The following is a 15,608-nucleotide window of genomic DNA, read 5'->3' as shown; positions in this document are numbered from 1 at the left end:
TCTGCACGCGTGTCCTCCAAGAGAGATAGGGTTACCCTGCCCGGGCCGGGTGCCCTCGTAAGGGTGGGGAGAGTCATGGAACAGATAACAGTGCGTAGCAGGGCCAGAGTCCCTGCGATCAATTGCGGGAGCGGTGCGTCCAGTGCGCGCCTCGACCGCCACCTCGCGGTGCTGGGTGGCCCCGCCATCCCGCAGCGGGAGGCGGAAGGCGCGACCTCGCTGATGCAGGAGCTCACCGCGCGCGACCACCTGCGGACGAGGAACGGCCGCGGCGCCAGGGTGTCGCTGTTCGCGCCGCTGCGCAGGCTGCGGCGCTCGCTCTTCGGCGGACACGGCTGAGCCGTTCGTCACACGGCACCTCGGGCGGCCGGCCCGTCCCCGCCCGGCCGGTCCGCTCCCAACCACCCGTCACGACGTGACGGGTGGTTTTTTCGTGCCGCCCCTCCGGAGCCGGCCGGCACCGCCCCCTGACGTGCGCGGTACGTCACTAGGATGGTGGCGAGGTGATCGATCCATGGCAGCAAGCGGCCGCGCGGCCGGACCCGAGGTGATCTGGGCACGCCCCGAGCGGACCGGCCGCGGCCCCCGCCCCGCCTTCACCCGCGACGAGATCGCCGAGGCCGCGGTGCGGATCGCCGACGAGTCCGGGCTCGCGGCGGTCTCCATGCGACGGGTGGCGACCGCGGTCGGCTGCGCCACGATGTCGCTCTACAACTACGTCCCCGGCAAGGGCGACCTGATCGACCTCATGGTCGACCTCGCCGTCGGCGAATACCGGCTGCCCGACCGCCCGTCCGGCGACTGGCGCGCCGATCTGCTCCAGCTCGCCCGCCAGGCCCGCGCGATGATGCGCCGGCACCCCTGGCTGCCGGGCGCCGTGCTGTCCCACACCTTCCTCGGGCCCAACGCGCTGCGCTACATGGAACACTCCCTCGCCGTACTGGAGGACTCCGGGCTCGACGACGCGCTCAAGCTCGAACTGATCTCGATGCTCAACGGCACCGTCGTCTCCATGGCCTCCGCCGAGCAGGCGGCCGCCGAGCGCGCCAAGGAATCCGGCCACAGCCCGGAACAGCGGCAGGCGGCCCAGGCCGGCTATCTGACGTCGGCGGTGGCCACCGGCCGGTACCCCCTCATCGCCCGGGTGCTGGCCGGCAGCGGACCGGTCGGCGACCCCGACGAGGTCTTCGACCGGCTCATCGGCCGGGTCCTCGACGCCTACGCGGGCCCGGCCGCCGGGTAGCCACCGCCCGACCGGCCACGGGCCCGGACAGCCACCGGGCCACCGGCCCACGGCGGTCACACCAGCGCGAACTGCCCGTCCGGGCCCTCCTCGTGGTGGTCCAGCACGGACGCCGGGCGGCGGGCCGAGGACGGCGGAGGCAGCACGCCCGCGGCGCGCAGCTCACCGGCCGGCAACTGCGGCGCATCCGCGGTGGCCACCGCCAACTCCTCCTGTTGCGGCGCAAGTTCGGCCAGCAGCGCCAGCACGGTGATCAGCTCCAGCAACTCCGAGGTCCACTCCCGCGGCCAGTCCGCCGGACCCAGCGCCGCCAGCGAACCGGCCTCCGGCGGCGTCGCCGTACCGTCCTCGGCCGCACCGGTGCGGCCGGCGAACCAGTCCGCCAGCACCCGCACCCCGCCCGCCGAGAAGTCCCACGCGCCCTGCGGCACCGGGGAGATCCGGCCGCCGTCGCCGAGCAGCAGCGCCTCGTCCGCCGGGTCGTACGCCAGGGTCTCCGGCAGCCCCCGGGCCGGCAGCGCGGAACGGACGTACGGGCGGCGGCCGCCCGGCATCCGGGGCCGCCCGCCGGGACCCGCGCAGCCCTCCGGCGGGCCGTCCCCGGGCACGTACCCGCCCCGGGTGTACAGCCACAGCAGCCGCTCGCCCAGCGCCACGCCCCGCGTCCACACCCCGGCATCGGCGGTCAGCGGCACCACGGCACCGTCGGGGGAGTGCCGGGCGCTCGCGGCCACCCAGGCGAGCAACTGCGCCGGCTCCACCGGGCGGTCCAGCCGGCGGGAGAGCAGGGCGAGCAGCCCGGGGGCGAGGTTCGGCTCCCGGCCACCGGGCCGCCGGTAGAGCGGATGGATCCGGCCGGGGCGCCCGGCCGGTGACCGCCCGTCGGGCAGCAGCGCCGCGCACACCACCGCGGGCCCGGCCGGCTGCGGCAGCCGGCCCGGCTCGACCGCGTACAACTGCCGGGCGTCCGCCACCCGCCACAGCTCGGGCCGGGCCGCATCGATCAGCCGGTGGTCGGGCAGCAGCCACTGCTGGTCGAACGGGCCGTGCTGGATCCGCACCGGCTCGGGACACGGGCCGTCCGCGCGGTACAGCCGCCCGGTGGCGGTCCGCTGGCCCGGCAGCTGGCCGACCGCGGAGTACAGGGTCCGGGCCCGCGACGGCCGGAACAGGCGCTCGCGGGCCGCGGTGTCCCCGGCGGCCACCAGCGCCCGCCAACGGGCCCGCAGCGCCGCCGGATCCGGCGACCGGACCCAGGAACGGCCGAGCCGCAGCGGCGCCACGGACCACGGCATGAGATCGGACAGCCGTGGCGCGTCCTGCTTCGCCGTCACGCGGAGCCCCTCCCGGACCGTTCGGTTGACCCCGGCATGGTAGCGACGGCCCCCGCCGCTCCGCCCGGCCGGCCGGACCGGATCCACCCTCCGGGACGACCCGACGCGGTCTTCCGCTTACTGATCTTGGCGGAGTACGGTCCTCGCCGTACGACCGGCACCGCGGTGCGGACGCTGCTCCTCCCCGACGCCTGAACGGCGCGGGGACCCCATCGCGCCGGGACCTGCTCAGGGGAGGACCGCCATGACGGACACCACCTCCCCCACGCCGGAACGGCGCGGGGGAAGCCCCATCGGCAACCGGGCCGCCGCACGGCTGGACCGGCTGCCACCGTCCCGGTGGCACCGCCGGATCACCCTCGTCGTCGGCATCGGCGCCTTCTTCGACCTCTACGAGATCTTCCTCGGCGGAGTGCTCGCCGCCGTCCTCGCCGAACAGTGGCACCTCGGCCACACCGCGAAGTCCTGGGTGATCGCCGCCGGCTTCCTCGGCATGTTCGTCGGCGCGAACCTGCTCTCGGTGCTCGCCGACCGGCTGGGGCGGCGCCGGATGTTCCTGGTCAACCTCGGCGCCTACTCGGTGTTCTCGCTGGCCGCCGCCTTCGCCCCGGACCTGCCGTGGCTGCTGGCGCTGCGCTTCCTGGCGGGCCTGGGCCTGGGAGCCGAACTCGTCCTGGTGGACACCTACCTCGCCGAATTCCTGCCCCGGGCGGTACGCGGCCGGTACCTCGCCCACGCCTACACCCTGGGCTTCGTCGGCGTGCCGGTCGTCGCACTGCTCGGCGCCCGGCTGGTGGCCGCGCACCGGCTGCTGGGCATCGACGGCTGGCGCTGGCTGCTGGTGGCCGGTGCGCTCGGCGCCGCGTTCATCCAGCTGATGCGCCGCCAACTCCCCGAATCCGCCCGGTGGTTGACCGTGCACGGACGGCACGAGGAGGCCGAGCGGATCGTGGCCGGGCTGGAGGAGCGGGTGGCCCGGGAGACCGGCGGCAGCCTGCCCTCCGTACCGGAGACCGAGCCGGTCCCGGAGCGGCGGGTGCCGCTGGCCGCGATGTTCCGCGGCGACTTCCGCCGGCGGACCGTCATGTGGTGGATCTTCCAGGTACTGCAGACCGTCGGCTACTACGGCTTCGGCTCCCTGGCGCCGCTGGTGCTCACCGCGAAGGGCCACACCGTCACCGAGTCGCTGCTCTACGCAGCGCTGAGCTTCTGCGGCTACCCGCTGGGCTCCGCGCTCTCCGTCCCGCTCATCGACCGGATCGAGCGCCGCACCCTGATCATCGCCTCCGCCCTGGCCATCGCCGGCTGCGGCCTGGCCTTCGGCTTCGCCGACGCCACCTGGGCGATCGTCGCCTTCGGCTTCCTGCTGACGGTGGCCGGCAACGTCTTCTCCAACGCCTTCCACGTCTACCAGACGGAGATCTTCCCGACCGGCCTGCGCAGCAGCGCGATCGGCATCGCCTACTCGCTCTCCCGGCTCACCTCCGTCGTCCTCCCCTTCGTCGCCCTCCCCGCCCTCACGGAACTCGGCCCCGCCGCGGTCTTCACCGGCTCCGCCGGCCTGATGCTGCTGCTGTGCGCGAACGTGGCGGCGCTGGGCCCGCGCAGCACGGGGCGCAGCCTGGAACGGATCTGACCGGACCGGGCCCCGCACCGCGGTCGTTCAGCTGCCGGCGGACGTCACCGGGGTGCTCTCGTAGTGCTTCATCTCCTCGATGTCACCGATGTACGGCCTGACGTGAGTGAGGAAGGCGGGGAAGTGCGGGCCGCCGCGGAAGCCCTTGAGGTGGTCCTCCACGGAGGTCCACTCGATGCGCAGGATGTAGTGCTCGGGCTCCTCCACCCCGTGTGCCAGGTCGTACCCGAGGCACTCGGGCGCCGCGTCGAGCTGTTCGGCGGCCGCCGCGTACGCCTGCTCGAAGGCGGCCCGTCGCGCGGGGTCGGTGATCGTGTAACGGATGTACTCGATAGTCATCAGTGGTTCTCCTGAGAGGGGGTGGGGCCGGCCTGCAGGGTGGTCGCATGGTCGGCGAGGAAGGTTTCGATCGGGAGGGCCGGGCGGCCGAGCAACCGGGGCACGCTGTCGGAGACGACCCGCGCCGCACCGGCCGCGTACAGGCCGTAAAGCTCGACCAGCCCGTCGGCCTGCCACGCGGACATGCCCGTGCCGAGCAGGGCGGTACGGGCCTGCTCCGGCGTGATCGCACGGTAGGTCAGCTCCCGGCCCAGGGCCGCGCCGAGCCGCTCGGCGATCTCGTCGTGGGCCAACGCCCGCGGGCCGGTCACATCGAGGACCGCGCCCTCGTGCCCGTCCGTGGTGAGCACGGTGGCGGCGACCTCGGCGACGTCCCGGGCGTCCACGTACGACACGGCGGCATCGCCGGTGGGCAGCGCCAGCGTGCCGGTGCGCCGCAGGTCCGGCAGCAGACCCAGGAAGTTCTGCAGGAATCCGTTCGGCGCGAGCACCGTCCACGGCAGGCCGCTGCCCTTGAGGTGGTCGAGCGCCGCGGTGTGCGCGTCGAAGAACCGCACCGGGACGGTCCGGTGCCGCACGCCGATCGCCGCCTGGAGGACGACCTTGGGGCGGCCGGCACACCGCCCGCGCCACGTACCAGCGCACGGACCGCGGCACCACGGGCGCGCAGCGCGCGCACCAGCGGCCGGCCGACGGTGCCGGTCGCACCTGTCACCAGAATCATGCATCCCCCAGGGTCAACGGGCTTGCTGCACTTGGTCGTTCAGCCCGGGCCACGCTATGTGCGGGCCCCCTCATCAATAAGCGCGGCTTGTTGTCGGCCGACAAGGCGGGCTTGTCGACGGGTGCGGCCGGGCGGCCCTACCATGCGGTCACATGGAACCCGAGCTGCGCCAGATGCGGTACTTCGTGGCGGTGGCCGAGCGCCGCAGCTTCACCCGTGCCGCCGACGACGTGTACGTCGCCCAGCAGGCGCTCAGCCAGCAGATCAAAACGCTGGAGGACACCCTCGGCGTACGGCTGCTGGACCGCACCTCCCGCCGGGTCGAGCTCACACCGGCCGGCGCCGCCTACCTGGCCGACTGCAAGCGGCTGCTCGCCGCCGCCGGCCGCGCGGCCCAGCACGCCCGGGCGGTGGCGGACGGGGAGGCCGGGAAGCTGCGCATCGCCTACACGGTCACCGCGGTCTACGAGACCCTCCCCGCGCTCACCGCCCACCTCGCCGCCCGGACGCCCCGGCTGAAGGTGGAGACCCGGGAGATCTTCGCCTCCGACGTCTGCCGGATGCTGCGGGAGGACCGCTGCGACCTCGCGCTCGCGCCCAGGACCGGCTACCCGAGAGGGATCGCCCGGCGGACCGTGCGGCGCGAGGCGCTCATGGCGGCGGTCGGCGACGGCCATCCGTCCGCCGGGGCCCCGGCCGTGGAACTCGCCGGGCTGCGCGACGAGACGTTCCAGCTGTGGCCGCGCGACATGGCGCCCGGCTACTACGACGCGGTGGCCGGTGCCTGCCGGGCCGCCGGGTTCGAGCCGGTGCTCGACGAGACCGCCTCCGGCTCCAACGCCTGGGCCGGTATCGCCGCCGGCCGCGGGGTCAACCTCGTCGTGGCCTCGCTCGCCCACCAACTCCCGCGCGGCATCACGCTCGTGCCCCTCGCGGGGCACGCGCCCGAGCTCCGCCTGGACGCCGTCTGGCGGGCCGAGCATCCGCATCCGGCGGTGTCCCGCGTCCTCGACGGGTGTGCGGAGCTCTGGCCCGCGGCGCGGGCCGGCGGCGCGGTCAGTGCGCGTCCAGCGTCACCGTGAAGGAGAACCGGTCCCCCCGGTAGTGAATGCGCGCGACGTCGACCGGGCGGCCGTCGGTGTCGTAGGTGACACCCGTGTAGTCGAGGATCGGGCTGAGCAGGGGGACCTCCAGCAGGCGGGCGGTCTCCGGGTCGGCGAGCCGGGCCTCGACCGTGTCGGTGATCCGGCTGATCCGGACGCCCACCGCGTCCCGCAGCACCTTCGTCATCGGCCAGCGCAGCAGATCCGCCGGGTCGATCCGCTCCGCGACGTCGGGGCGCACGTAGTTGCGCGCATGATTGGTCGGCTCGCCCGTCTTCTCGTCGCTGCGCAGCCGGCGGAACCCGGCCACCTCCGTCAACTCGGGGAAGTACTCGGCCAGTTCGGCCGGGACCGCGACCGGACCGTGGTCCAGCAGTTCGGTGGCCATCCCGGACTGCTGGGCCACGATCGCGTCCACCGAGCCCAGCAGCCGCACCGGCGCACCGCGCCGCGCACCCGGCTCGATGAAGGTGCCGCGGCGCCGGTGCCGGCTGATCAACCCCTCCGCCTCCAGCTCCTTCAGCGCCTGCCGCATGGTCAGCACGCTCACGCCGTAGTGCGCCGCGAGCGCGTCCTCGGTGGGCAGCCGCAGCGGGGCGTCGGGGGAGCGGCCCAGTATGGAGGCGCGCAACGACTGCGAGACCTGGTACCACAGCGGCAGCTTGCGGTTCAGGTCCAGCGAGTCGGGAGCGAAGGTGGTCACGAGCGGTCCCCGGGTGTCACAGGCGGAAGTGGCGCTGGAGACCCTGCCACACGTCGTCGTAGCCGCGCTGCAGATGCCCGGCGTCCCGGGCCTGGGCGGTGAGCGTCAGCGGCCACCGGGTCTCGAACATGAACGCCAGCCCGTCGTCGATCTTCTGCGGCACCAGCTCGGCGGCGCTCGCCCGGTCGAACGTCTCCCGGTCCGGCCCGTGCGCCGACATCATGTTGTGCAGCGACCCGCCGCCCGGTACGAAACCCCCTTCCCCGGCGGCCTTGGCGTCGTAGGCGCCCTCGATCAGCCCCATGTACTCGGTCATCACATTGCGGTGGAAATAGGGCGGCCGGAAGGTGTCCTCACCGACCAGCCACCGCGGCGCGAACACCACGAAGTCCACGCCGGCCAGCCCCGGGGTGTCGGACGGGGAGGTCAGCACCGTGAAGATCGACGGGTCCGGGTGGTCATAGCTGATCGACCCGATGACGTTGAAACGCCGCAGGTCGTAGACGTACGGGACGTGATTGCCGTGCCAGGCGACGACGTCCAGCGGCGAGTGGTCGTAGGTGGCGGTCCAGAGGTTGCCGCAGAACTTGTTGACCACCTCGACCGGGCCCTCGACGTCCTCGTAGGCGGCGACCGGCGCCCGGAAGTCCCGGGCGTTGGCCAGGCCGTTGGCGCCGATCGGACCGAGGTCGGGGAGCCGGAAGGGCTGCCCGTAGTTCTCGCAGACATAACCACGGGCTGCCGGGCCCTGCCCGTCGGGCGCAGCGTCCAGCAGCTCGACGCGGAACCGCACCCCGCGCGGGATCAGCGCCACCTCACCCGGTACGGCCCGCAGCAGCCCGAGCTCGGTGCGCAGCAGCAGCCCGCCCCGCTCGGGGACGATCAGCAGCTCGCCGTCCGCGTCGCTGAACACCCGCCGTTCCATGGACGCGTTGGCGTGGTACAGGTGCACGGCCATGCCGCTGCGCTGCGCCGCGTCGCCGTTGCCGCCCAGCGTCCACAGCCCGTCGAGGAAGTCCGTCGGGCCCTCGGGGGCGGGCAGCGGGTTCCAGCGCAGCCGGTTGGGATCGGGGGCGCACTCGGTGAACGGCGCCGAGCGCACCGCGCGCGGCTCGGCGCGGACGAACGGCGGGTGCGCGGCCGACGGGCGGATGCGGTACAGCCAGGAGCGGTGGTTGGCCGCCCGCGGTTCGGTGAACGCCGAGCCGCTGAGCTGCTCGGCGTACAGCCCGAGCGGGGCTCGCTGGGGGGAATTGCGGCCCGTCGGAAGCGCGCCCGGGACGGCCTCCGAGCTGTGCTCGTTGCCGAACCCGGTGGCATAAACCAGCCCTTCGGCCGTCTTCCTCGCCTGCTCGTTGGCCGTGCCTGTCATCGCGCGCTCCCGCCGCTCAAGGAATCCTATGGAAGACCTTAGGATTGCGGGGGAGGGCCGTCAACGGACACTCCCGGCCGGAAGGGCGGGCAGGATGGACGGGTGCAGCAGCCGACCCCGCGCCCCGACCGGCCGCCCCGCTCCCTGCGCCGCGCCCCCGTGCAGCGGCGCAGCGCCCAGCGCCTGGCCCGCATCCTCGACGCCTGCGCCGAACTCCTCGACGAGACCGGCTACGAGGACCTGAGCACCCGGGCCGTGGCCGGCCGGGCCGGCGTCCCGATCGGCTCGGTCTACCGCTTCTTCCCCAACAAACGGGCCATGGCGGAGGCCCTCGCCCACCGCAACCTCGACGCCTACGCGGACCGGATCACCGCCCGGCTGACCGCACCGGAGGGGCAGCGGCCGGAGTGGCGCCGGGCGATGGACGTGGTGATCGACGAGTACCTCGCCATGAAGCGGACCGTGCCGGGGTTCGCCCTGGTCGAATTCACGGTCCCCGCGCCGCGCGAGTCCCGCCAGGCGAACTACGACGTCGCGGACCGCCTCCTGGCCCTCCTCGCGCGTCCCCTCGGCCTGGACCCGGCCGACGCACGCCTCCGCACGGCCTTCCTCGTCGGCGTCGAAACGGCCGACGCGTTGCTGCAACTGGCATTCCGCGTCGACCCGGCCGGCGACCCGGCCATCGTCGCCGAGGCAAAGTCCCTCTTGCGGGCCTACCTGTCCCAGTACCTGGGGTAATTTCCGCCCACGTACCTGGCTTTCCCGCCGCGGGGCGCTGCGCTTTGCGGCGTCGCGTACGTAGCTGGCTTTCCCGGCGCGGGGCTTCTCGCCGTTGCGCCTGGCGGCGGGCGTTTGTGTGTCGGGTGCGGTGACAGCCCTCCAGACTTCGTCCTCCGGTCTGTCCCCTCCCGGGAGTGGGGGGTGGAAGGCCGGTGGGGGCGGGCGTCGTCGTCTTGGGCGTAGCTCGCGTCGTGGGGTGGGGTGGGGTGGGTGTCGGGAATACCTTCCCGGTCGGTCGAGTTGAGGCCCTGCGAGGGGCGCTCGTAACCCTTACGGGTTCTGTTCGACCGTCCCCTACGGGTACCCAGGCCCCCTTGCATGCCTCAACGCCCACCCCCACGCACCGCATTCCCTTCCCCCAACGGGAGGGGACGGGCCGGAGGGGCCGGTGTTTGGGACGTAAAGCGTCAGCAGTCCCAAACACCGGCCCCGGAGGCCCGTCACCGCACCCACCACAAACCCAGCCCGCCGCAGGCGCAACGGCGAGAAGCAACCACGGCGGGAAAGACGGCTACGTGCGGGGCGCCGCAAAGCGCAACGGTGAGCAACCCCGACGGCGGGACAGACGGCTACGTGGGCGGCACCGCAAAGTACGTGGGATTGACCTGCACTTTTGCGCTTATTGCTCGGGTGTCAAGGTCTTGTTAACAAAAGTTTGCGGGTCCTAACGTTCCTGGACCGCCACCCCCGGCAGATGTTCAAGGGCGAACGTGAGGTACCCCAAATGCTGACGATCCTCGGATTCGTCATGATCGGCGCGTTCCTGGTGCTGATCATGATGAAGAAGATGTCACCGATGGCAGCGCTCGTGCTGATTCCCGCGCTGTTCTGCGTCCTGGTCGGACAGGGCGCCCACCTGGGCGACTATGTCCTCAAGGGCATCGGTGACCTGGCCCCCACGGCCGCGATGCTGATGTTCGCGATCATCTACTTCGGAGTGATGATCGACGTCGGGCTCTTCGACCCGGTCGTCCGCGGCATCCTCCGGTTCTGCAAGGCGGACCCGGTGCGGGTCGTGGTCGGTACCGCGCTGCTCGCCGCGATCGTCTCGCTCGACGGTGACGGCTCCACCACCTTCATGATCACCGTTTCGGCGCTCTACCCGCTCTACAAGCGGCTGAAGATGAGCCTGGTCGTCATGACCGGCGTCGCCGCCACCGCCAACGGCGTGATGAACACCCTCCCGTGGGGCGGTCCGACCGCCCGAGCCGCCACCGCGCTCAAGCTGGACGCCGGTGACATCTTCGTGCCGATGATCCCGGCCCTGGCGGTCGGGCTGGTCGCGGTCTTCGCCCTCGCGTACGTCCTCGGCCGGCGCGAGCGCAAGCGGCTCGGTGTGCTGACGCTCGGGGAGACCCGGGTGGTCGACGAGACCGTGGAGGAGAAGGAGACCGCGCAGGTCCTGGTCGGCGCGGGTGCCGGCGGCAAGGGTGGGGCGGCGGCCGCAGCGCGCGGGACCGGCGGCGGCACCGGGGGCGCCGGAGCGGACGCCGCAGCGGGCGCCGGGGACGGTGGTGGCGACGGCGGGGGCGACGAACTCCAGGGGCTGGACCCGCACCGGGCGACGCTGCGGCCCAAGCTCTACTGGTTCAACGCCGCGCTCACCGTCGCGCTGCTCACCCTGCTCATCCTGCAGACGCTGCCGATCCCGGTGCTCTTCCTGCTCGGCGCCGCGCTCGCGCTGACCGTCAACTTCCCGCACATGAAGGACCAGAAGGCCCGGGTCGCCGCGCACGCCGAGAACGTGCTCAACGTCTCCGGCATGGTCTTCGCCGCCGCCGTCTTCACCGGTGTGCTCACCGGCACCGGCATGGTCGAGCACATGGCCCGCTGGCTGGTCTCCGGCATCCCCGACGCGCTCGGCCCGCACATGGGCCTCGTCACCGGCGTCCTCAGCATCCCGCTGACGTACTTCATGTCCAACGACGGCTTCTACTTCGGCATCGTGCCGATCCTCGCCGAGGCCGGTGCCGCGCACGGTGTCGCCCCGGTGGAGATCGCCCGGGCCTCCCTCGTCGGGCAGGCGCTGCACATGTCCAGCCCGCTGGTCCCCGCCGTCTACGTCCTCGTCGGCATGGCGAAGGTCGAGTTCGGCGACCACACCAGGTTCACCGTCAAGTGGGCGGCCCTGACGTCCCTGGTCGTCCTGGGGGCCGGTCTGCTCTTCGGCATCCTCTAGAGGACCGCGCACGCACAGATGGCGGCGAACGAACCCGCGAGGCCCGGCAGGAGCCGGCCGCTGCGGCTGGTCATCACCTTCTCCTTCGCACAGGGAGTGGTGAGCACGGCCAGCCCGGCGGTCTCCTACCGGGCCCTCGCCCTGGGCCGGGCAGCCCGTACAGGACGCGTAAGCAGACCCGAAGGGACCGTAAGCAGACCCGAAGGGAACCGTAAGCGCAGGGCGGCAGGGTGGTGTGCAGCGCGGGACCGGCACCGGGCCGGACCCGCAGCGGCCCGCGAGGAGCAGCTGTGAACACCCCGAAGGACACCCCGAACAACACCCTTAGCAACACCCCGAACAACACCCCCAACACCCCCAACACCCCCAACACCCCCAACACCCCCAACACACCCAACACCCCCAACGAAACCCCCCACGACCCCCGCACCCCCGTCACCGTCCTCGGTCTCGGTGCCATGGGTCGGGCGCTGGCCGGTGCCTTTCTGCGGGCCGGGCATCCCACGACCGTCTGGAACCGCACGCCGGGTCGGGCCGGCGAACTGGTCGCCCAGGGCGCGTCGTTGGCGGACACCGCGGCCGAGGCGGTGGCCGCCGCCCCGCTGGTGGTCGTCTGCGTGCTGGATGACGACGCGGTCCGGGCGATCCTGGAGCCGATCGGTGCCCGGCTGTCCGGCCGGGTGCTGGTCAACCTCACCTCCGACACCCCCGAGCGGGCCCGGTCCATCGCCACCTGGGCCGCCGGGCACGGCATCGACTACCTCGACGGCTCGATCATGGTGCCGACCCCGGTCATGGGGAAGCCCGAGGCGACCGTCCTCTACAGCGGGGCCCGCGAGGCGTTCGAGACGTACGAGGAGACGCTCAAGGCGCTGGGCGGCCGGGCGCCGTTCCTCGGCGAGGACCCCGGCACCGCGGCGGTGTACGACCTCGCCCTGCTGGGCTTCTTCTTCTCGGCGATGGCCGGGCTGGTGCACGGTTTCGCGCTGGCGGGTGCGGAGGGCGTGGCGGCGAAGGACTTCGCGCCGTTCACCGGGACGATCGCCGCCATCCTGCCGCCGATCGCCGCGGGGATGGCCGAGGACCTGGAGCGCGGGGCCTACTCCGGTGACCAGGACAACCTGGTCATGGAGGCGACGGGCATCGCGCACGTCCTGGAGGCGGCGCGGCACCGCGGACTCAACACCGAGGTGCTCGACGCGGTCAAGGGGCTGGCGGACCGCACCATCGCCGCCGGCCACGGCGACGCCGGATTCATCAGCGTCATCGAGGAAATGCGGAGGTCCTCGACGGGCGCGTGACCCGGGCCGGTCCTTCTGGGCGAGGGGGAGTGGCGACCGTCACCGGGGAGGTGGCGCGGGGCTCCCTGGCGGCGGAAAACTACCGGCGCTAGTTTGGGGGCGATGACCACCAGCCCGGCGCGGGAGGACCACGACGTGAAGCAGCACGACGCGATGTACATCGACGGAAGCTGGCGGCCCGCCGAGGGCGGCGGAACGATCGAGGTCGTCAACCCGGCCGACGGACAGGTCATCGCGACCGTCCCGGCCGGTTCCGCCGAGGACGTGGACGCCGCGGTGCGCGCCGCCCGCGCCGCGCTCCCCGGCTGGGCCGCCACCCCGCCGCAGGAGCGCGCCGCCCGGCTGGCCGCGCTCCGCGACCAACTGGTGGCGCGCGCCGACGAGATCGCCGCCACCGTCACCGCCGAGCTCGGCGCCCCGCTCGCCTTCAGCAAGGTGGTGCACGCCGGGGCGCCGATCGCGGTCTGCGGCTCGTACGCCGAACTGGCCGGTACGTACGCCTTCGAGGAGAAGATCGGCAACTCCACGGTGCTGCACGAACCGGTCGGCGTGGTCGGGGCGATCACGCCCTGGAACTACCCGCTGCACCAGGTCGTCGCCAAGGTGGCGCCGGCGCTCGCGGCGGGCTGCACGGTGGTGCTGAAGCCCGCCGAGGACACCCCGCTGGTGGCCCAGCTGTTCGCCGAGTGCGTGGACACGGCCGGGATACCCGCCGGGGTGTTCAACCTCGTCACCGGCCTCGGCCCGGTCGCCGGCCAGGCACTCGCCGCGCACGACGGGATCGACCTGGTCTCCTTCACCGGCTCCACGGCCGTCGGCCGGAAGATCGGCGCCCTGGCCGGTGCCGCGGTCAAGCGGGTGGCGCTGGAGCTCGGCGGCAAGTCCGCCAACGTCATCCTCCCCAGCGCCGACCTGGCCAAGGCGGTCGCCGTCGGGGTCGCCAACGTCATGGCCAACTCGGGCCAGACCTGCAGCGCCTGGACCCGGATGCTGGTGCACCGGGACCGGTACGACGAGGCCGTCGAGCTGGCGGCCGCCGCGGCCGCCAAGTACGTCCCCGGCGAGAAGATCGGCCCGCTGGTCAACGCCACCCAGCAGGACCGGGTGCGCGGCTACATCGAGCGGGGCGTCGCCGAGGGTGCACGGCTGGTCGCCGGCGGCCCCGAGGCGCCCCTGGAGGCGGGCTTCTACGTCCGCCCGACCGTCTTCGCGGACGTCACACCGGAGATGACCATCGCCCAGGAGGAGATCTTCGGCCCGGTGCTGTCCGTGCTCGCCTACGAGGGCGAGGACGACGCCGCCCGGATCGCCAACGGCACCGTCTACGGGCTGGCCGGCGCGGTCTGGGCCGGCGACGAGGCCGAAGCGGTCGCCTTCGCCCGCCGGCTGGACACCGGCCAGGTCGACATCAACGGCGGCCGCTTCAACCCGCTCGCACCGTTCGGCGGCTACAAGCAGTCCGGCGTCGGGCGGGAGCTGGGCCGGCACGGCCTGACCGAATACCTTCAGACCAAGTCCTTGCAGTTCTGAGGGCTCGCACCGCTCCGGCAGCCCCGACCCGGCTGTCCCGTCCCGCCCCGCCCTGTCCTTGGCCCGAGGAGATCCCGTGGTCCGCGCCGCCGTCCTGCCCGCCGTCAACGCCCCGCTGACGATCACCGAGATCGACCTGCCCGAGCCCGGCCCCGGCGAGGTCCGCATCCGGCTCGCCGCGGCCGGGGTCTGCCACTCCGACCTCTCCCTGTCCAACGGCACCCTGCGCCAGCCCGCGCCGGCCGTCCTCGGGCACGAGGGCGCGGGCACGGTCACCGCGGTGGGGCCCGACGTGACCTCGGTGGCGCCGGGCGACCAGATCGTCCTCAACTGGGCGCCGTCCTGCGGCGACTGCCACTTCTGCGGCCTCGCCGAGCCCTGGCTGTGCGTGAACTCCGGCCTCGCCGCGAACGCCCCGTACGCCACCACCGCCGACGGCACCGAGCTCTACCCCGGCCTCGGCACCGCCGCCTTCGCCGAGGAGACCGTGGTGCCCGCGCGGGCCGCGCTGCCGCTGCCGGACGGGGTGCCGCTCGCCGACGCCGCACTGCTCGGCTGCGCGGTACTGACCGGCTGGGGCGCCGTCCACCACAGCGCCCGGGTGCGGGCGGGGGAGTCGGTGGCGGTCTTCGGCGTGGGCGGGGTGGGGCTGGCCACGATCCAGGCGGCCCGGATCGCGGGGGCCGCTTCGATCGTCGCGGTCGATGTCTCCCCGGCGAAGGAGGAGCTGGCCCGGGCCGCGGGCGCCACCGACTTCGTGACCGCCGGCGAGGACACCGCCCGGCGGATCCGCAAGCTCACCGGGGGGTTGGGCACCGATGCCGCGGTGGAGTGCGTGGGCCGCGCCGACACCATCCGTACGGCCTGGTCGGCCACCCGGCGCGGCGGCCGGACCACGGTGGTCGGCATCGGCGGCCAGGAGCAGCAGGTGACCTTCTCGGCCCTGGAGCTCTTCTACTTCGGCCGGACGCTGTCCGGCTGCGTCTACGGCAACAGCGACCCGGCCCGCGATCTGCCGGTCATCGCCGGGCACGTCCGTTCCGGCGCGCTGGACCTGTCGCAGCTGGTCACCGACCGCATCGGCCTGGACGGCATCCCGGCCGCCTTCGACGCGATGCTCGCGGGCAGGGGCGGCCGGTCCCTGGTGGTCTTCTAGGAGCCCCGCGGTGGTCCGGCTCCGGTCGACGCCGAGGCCGCGTGCGGTGGCGGTGCCGACCGCGGTGCCTGTCAGCCCGTAGAGCCCGTACTCCCACCCCGCCGCGAACAGGGCGACCGTGAACACCACACCGGTCAGCGCGTTCGGCAGGAAATCGACCTTTGCCTGACCGCGCAGCACCTCGACGACGAACCGTCCGTAAGGGGCC

At 73.3% G+C, this 15,608-nt stretch carries 14 protein-coding genes and 3 pseudogenes; 10 read left to right on the top strand and 7 right to left on the bottom strand.

What is annotated here, in order from left to right; translation table 11 throughout:
• The first annotated feature begins 75 nt into the window (after positions 1 to 75).
• Together ACZ7MX_RS35345 and ACZ7MX_RS35340 are read left to right on the top strand one after the other, a co-directional pair.
• Entirely contained in the window at positions 76 to 339 is a 264-nt protein-coding gene (locus ACZ7MX_RS35345) for a hypothetical protein (RefSeq protein ID WP_030415749.1), read from the top strand.
• 175 nt (positions 340 to 514) lie between these two features.
• Positions 515 to 1,243, top strand: coding sequence for a TetR/AcrR family transcriptional regulator (locus ACZ7MX_RS35340; protein WP_472138243.1), 729 nt, complete (start codon positions 515 to 517; stop codon positions 1,241 to 1,243).
• 56 nt (positions 1,244 to 1,299) lie between these two features.
• On the opposite strand, the gene ACZ7MX_RS35335 is transcribed toward ACZ7MX_RS35340, so the two are convergent.
• Positions 1,300 to 2,577, bottom strand: coding sequence for a type ISP restriction/modification enzyme (locus tag ACZ7MX_RS35335; protein WP_472138242.1), 1,278 nt, complete (start codon positions 2,575 to 2,577; stop codon positions 1,300 to 1,302).
• A 244-nt stretch (positions 2,578 to 2,821) separates the two neighbouring features.
• Between ACZ7MX_RS35335 and ACZ7MX_RS35330 the strand changes: the two genes are divergently transcribed.
• Positions 2,822 to 4,213, top strand: coding sequence for an MFS transporter (locus tag ACZ7MX_RS35330; RefSeq protein ID WP_472138240.1), 1,392 nt, complete (start codon positions 2,822 to 2,824; stop codon positions 4,211 to 4,213).
• 27 nt (positions 4,214 to 4,240) lie between these two features.
• Here the strand turns inward: ACZ7MX_RS35330 and ACZ7MX_RS35325 are convergent, their stop codons facing one another.
• The 3 genes and pseudogenes from ACZ7MX_RS35325 to ACZ7MX_RS35315 all read right to left on the bottom strand — a co-directional run.
• Positions 4,241 to 4,552: a putative quinol monooxygenase gene (locus ACZ7MX_RS35325; RefSeq protein ID WP_472138238.1), complete on the bottom strand. Its 312-nt coding sequence runs from the start codon at positions 4,550 to 4,552 to the stop codon at positions 4,241 to 4,243.
• Entirely contained in the window at positions 4,552 to 5,130 is a 579-nt protein-coding gene (locus ACZ7MX_RS35320) for an NmrA family NAD(P)-binding protein (protein WP_472138236.1), read from the bottom strand. Before ACZ7MX_RS35320 ends, ACZ7MX_RS35325 begins: the two co-directional genes overlap by 1 nt.
• A 47-nt stretch (positions 5,131 to 5,177) precedes the next feature.
• Positions 5,178 to 5,276, bottom strand: a pseudogene (locus ACZ7MX_RS35315) (NmrA family NAD(P)-binding protein); the annotation flags it as partial.
• 152 nt (positions 5,277 to 5,428) lie between these two features.
• On the opposite strand from ACZ7MX_RS35315, the gene ACZ7MX_RS35310 reads away from it, so the two are divergent.
• Entirely contained in the window at positions 5,429 to 6,358 is a 930-nt protein-coding gene (locus ACZ7MX_RS35310) for a LysR family transcriptional regulator (protein WP_472138235.1), read from the top strand.
• On the opposite strand, the gene ACZ7MX_RS35305 is transcribed toward ACZ7MX_RS35310, so the two are convergent.
• Positions 6,333 to 7,082 carry a GntR family transcriptional regulator gene (locus tag ACZ7MX_RS35305; RefSeq protein ID WP_472138233.1) on the bottom strand — a complete coding sequence of 250 codons (750 nt, stop codon included), beginning with the start codon at positions 7,080 to 7,082 and terminating at the stop codon, positions 6,333 to 6,335. The two genes, ACZ7MX_RS35310 and ACZ7MX_RS35305, sit on opposite strands and share 26 nt — an antisense overlap.
• Before the next feature lie 16 nt (positions 7,083 to 7,098).
• The gene (gene hmgA / locus ACZ7MX_RS35300) at positions 7,099 to 8,454 is read right to left on the bottom strand and encodes a homogentisate 1,2-dioxygenase (protein WP_472138231.1); all 1,356 of its coding nucleotides are present in this window, start codon (positions 8,452 to 8,454) and stop codon (positions 7,099 to 7,101) included.
• A gap of 102 nt (positions 8,455 to 8,556) precedes the next feature.
• Between hmgA and ACZ7MX_RS35295 the strand changes: the two genes are divergently transcribed.
• The 6 genes and pseudogenes from ACZ7MX_RS35295 (at position 8,557) to ACZ7MX_RS35270 (ending at position 15,400) form a co-directional block, all read left to right on the top strand.
• Positions 8,557 to 9,192 carry a TetR/AcrR family transcriptional regulator gene (locus ACZ7MX_RS35295; protein ID WP_472138229.1) on the top strand — a complete coding sequence of 212 codons (636 nt, stop codon included), beginning with the start codon at positions 8,557 to 8,559 and terminating at the stop codon, positions 9,190 to 9,192.
• Between the two features lie 766 nt (positions 9,193 to 9,958).
• Positions 9,959 to 11,413, top strand: a complete 1,455-nt coding sequence (locus tag ACZ7MX_RS35290) for a CitMHS family transporter (RefSeq protein WP_472138227.1) — start codon at positions 9,959 to 9,961, stop codon at positions 11,411 to 11,413.
• A gap of 18 nt (positions 11,414 to 11,431) precedes the next feature.
• Positions 11,432 to 11,572, top strand: a pseudogene (locus ACZ7MX_RS35285) (MFS transporter); the annotation flags it as partial.
• Positions 11,573 to 11,703: 131 nt separating this feature from the next.
• Positions 11,704 to 12,714 (top strand): NAD(P)-dependent oxidoreductase, encoded by a 1,011-nt coding sequence (locus ACZ7MX_RS35280; RefSeq protein WP_472138226.1) that lies wholly within the window; start codon positions 11,704 to 11,706, stop codon positions 12,712 to 12,714.
• A 135-nt stretch (positions 12,715 to 12,849) separates the two neighbouring features.
• Positions 12,850 to 14,244 (top strand): aldehyde dehydrogenase family protein, encoded by a 1,395-nt coding sequence (locus tag ACZ7MX_RS35275; protein WP_472138396.1) that lies wholly within the window; start codon positions 12,850 to 12,852, stop codon positions 14,242 to 14,244.
• Positions 14,245 to 14,320: 76 nt separating this feature from the next.
• Entirely contained in the window at positions 14,321 to 15,400 is a 1,080-nt protein-coding gene (locus ACZ7MX_RS35270; protein ID WP_472138224.1) for a Zn-dependent alcohol dehydrogenase, read from the top strand.
• A gap of 9 nt (positions 15,401 to 15,409) precedes the next feature.
• Here ACZ7MX_RS35270 and ACZ7MX_RS35265 read toward each other — a convergent pair.
• Positions 15,410 to 15,580: pseudogene (locus tag ACZ7MX_RS35265) on the bottom strand (urea transporter); the annotation flags it as partial.
• Positions 15,581 to 15,608: the final 28 nt, after the last annotated feature.

It is taken from the genome of Streptomyces sp. NPDC107765 (assembly GCF_055657085.1).
Note: the sequence above shows the minus strand (reverse complement) of the source record. Positions and strands in the feature narration are given on the sequence as shown.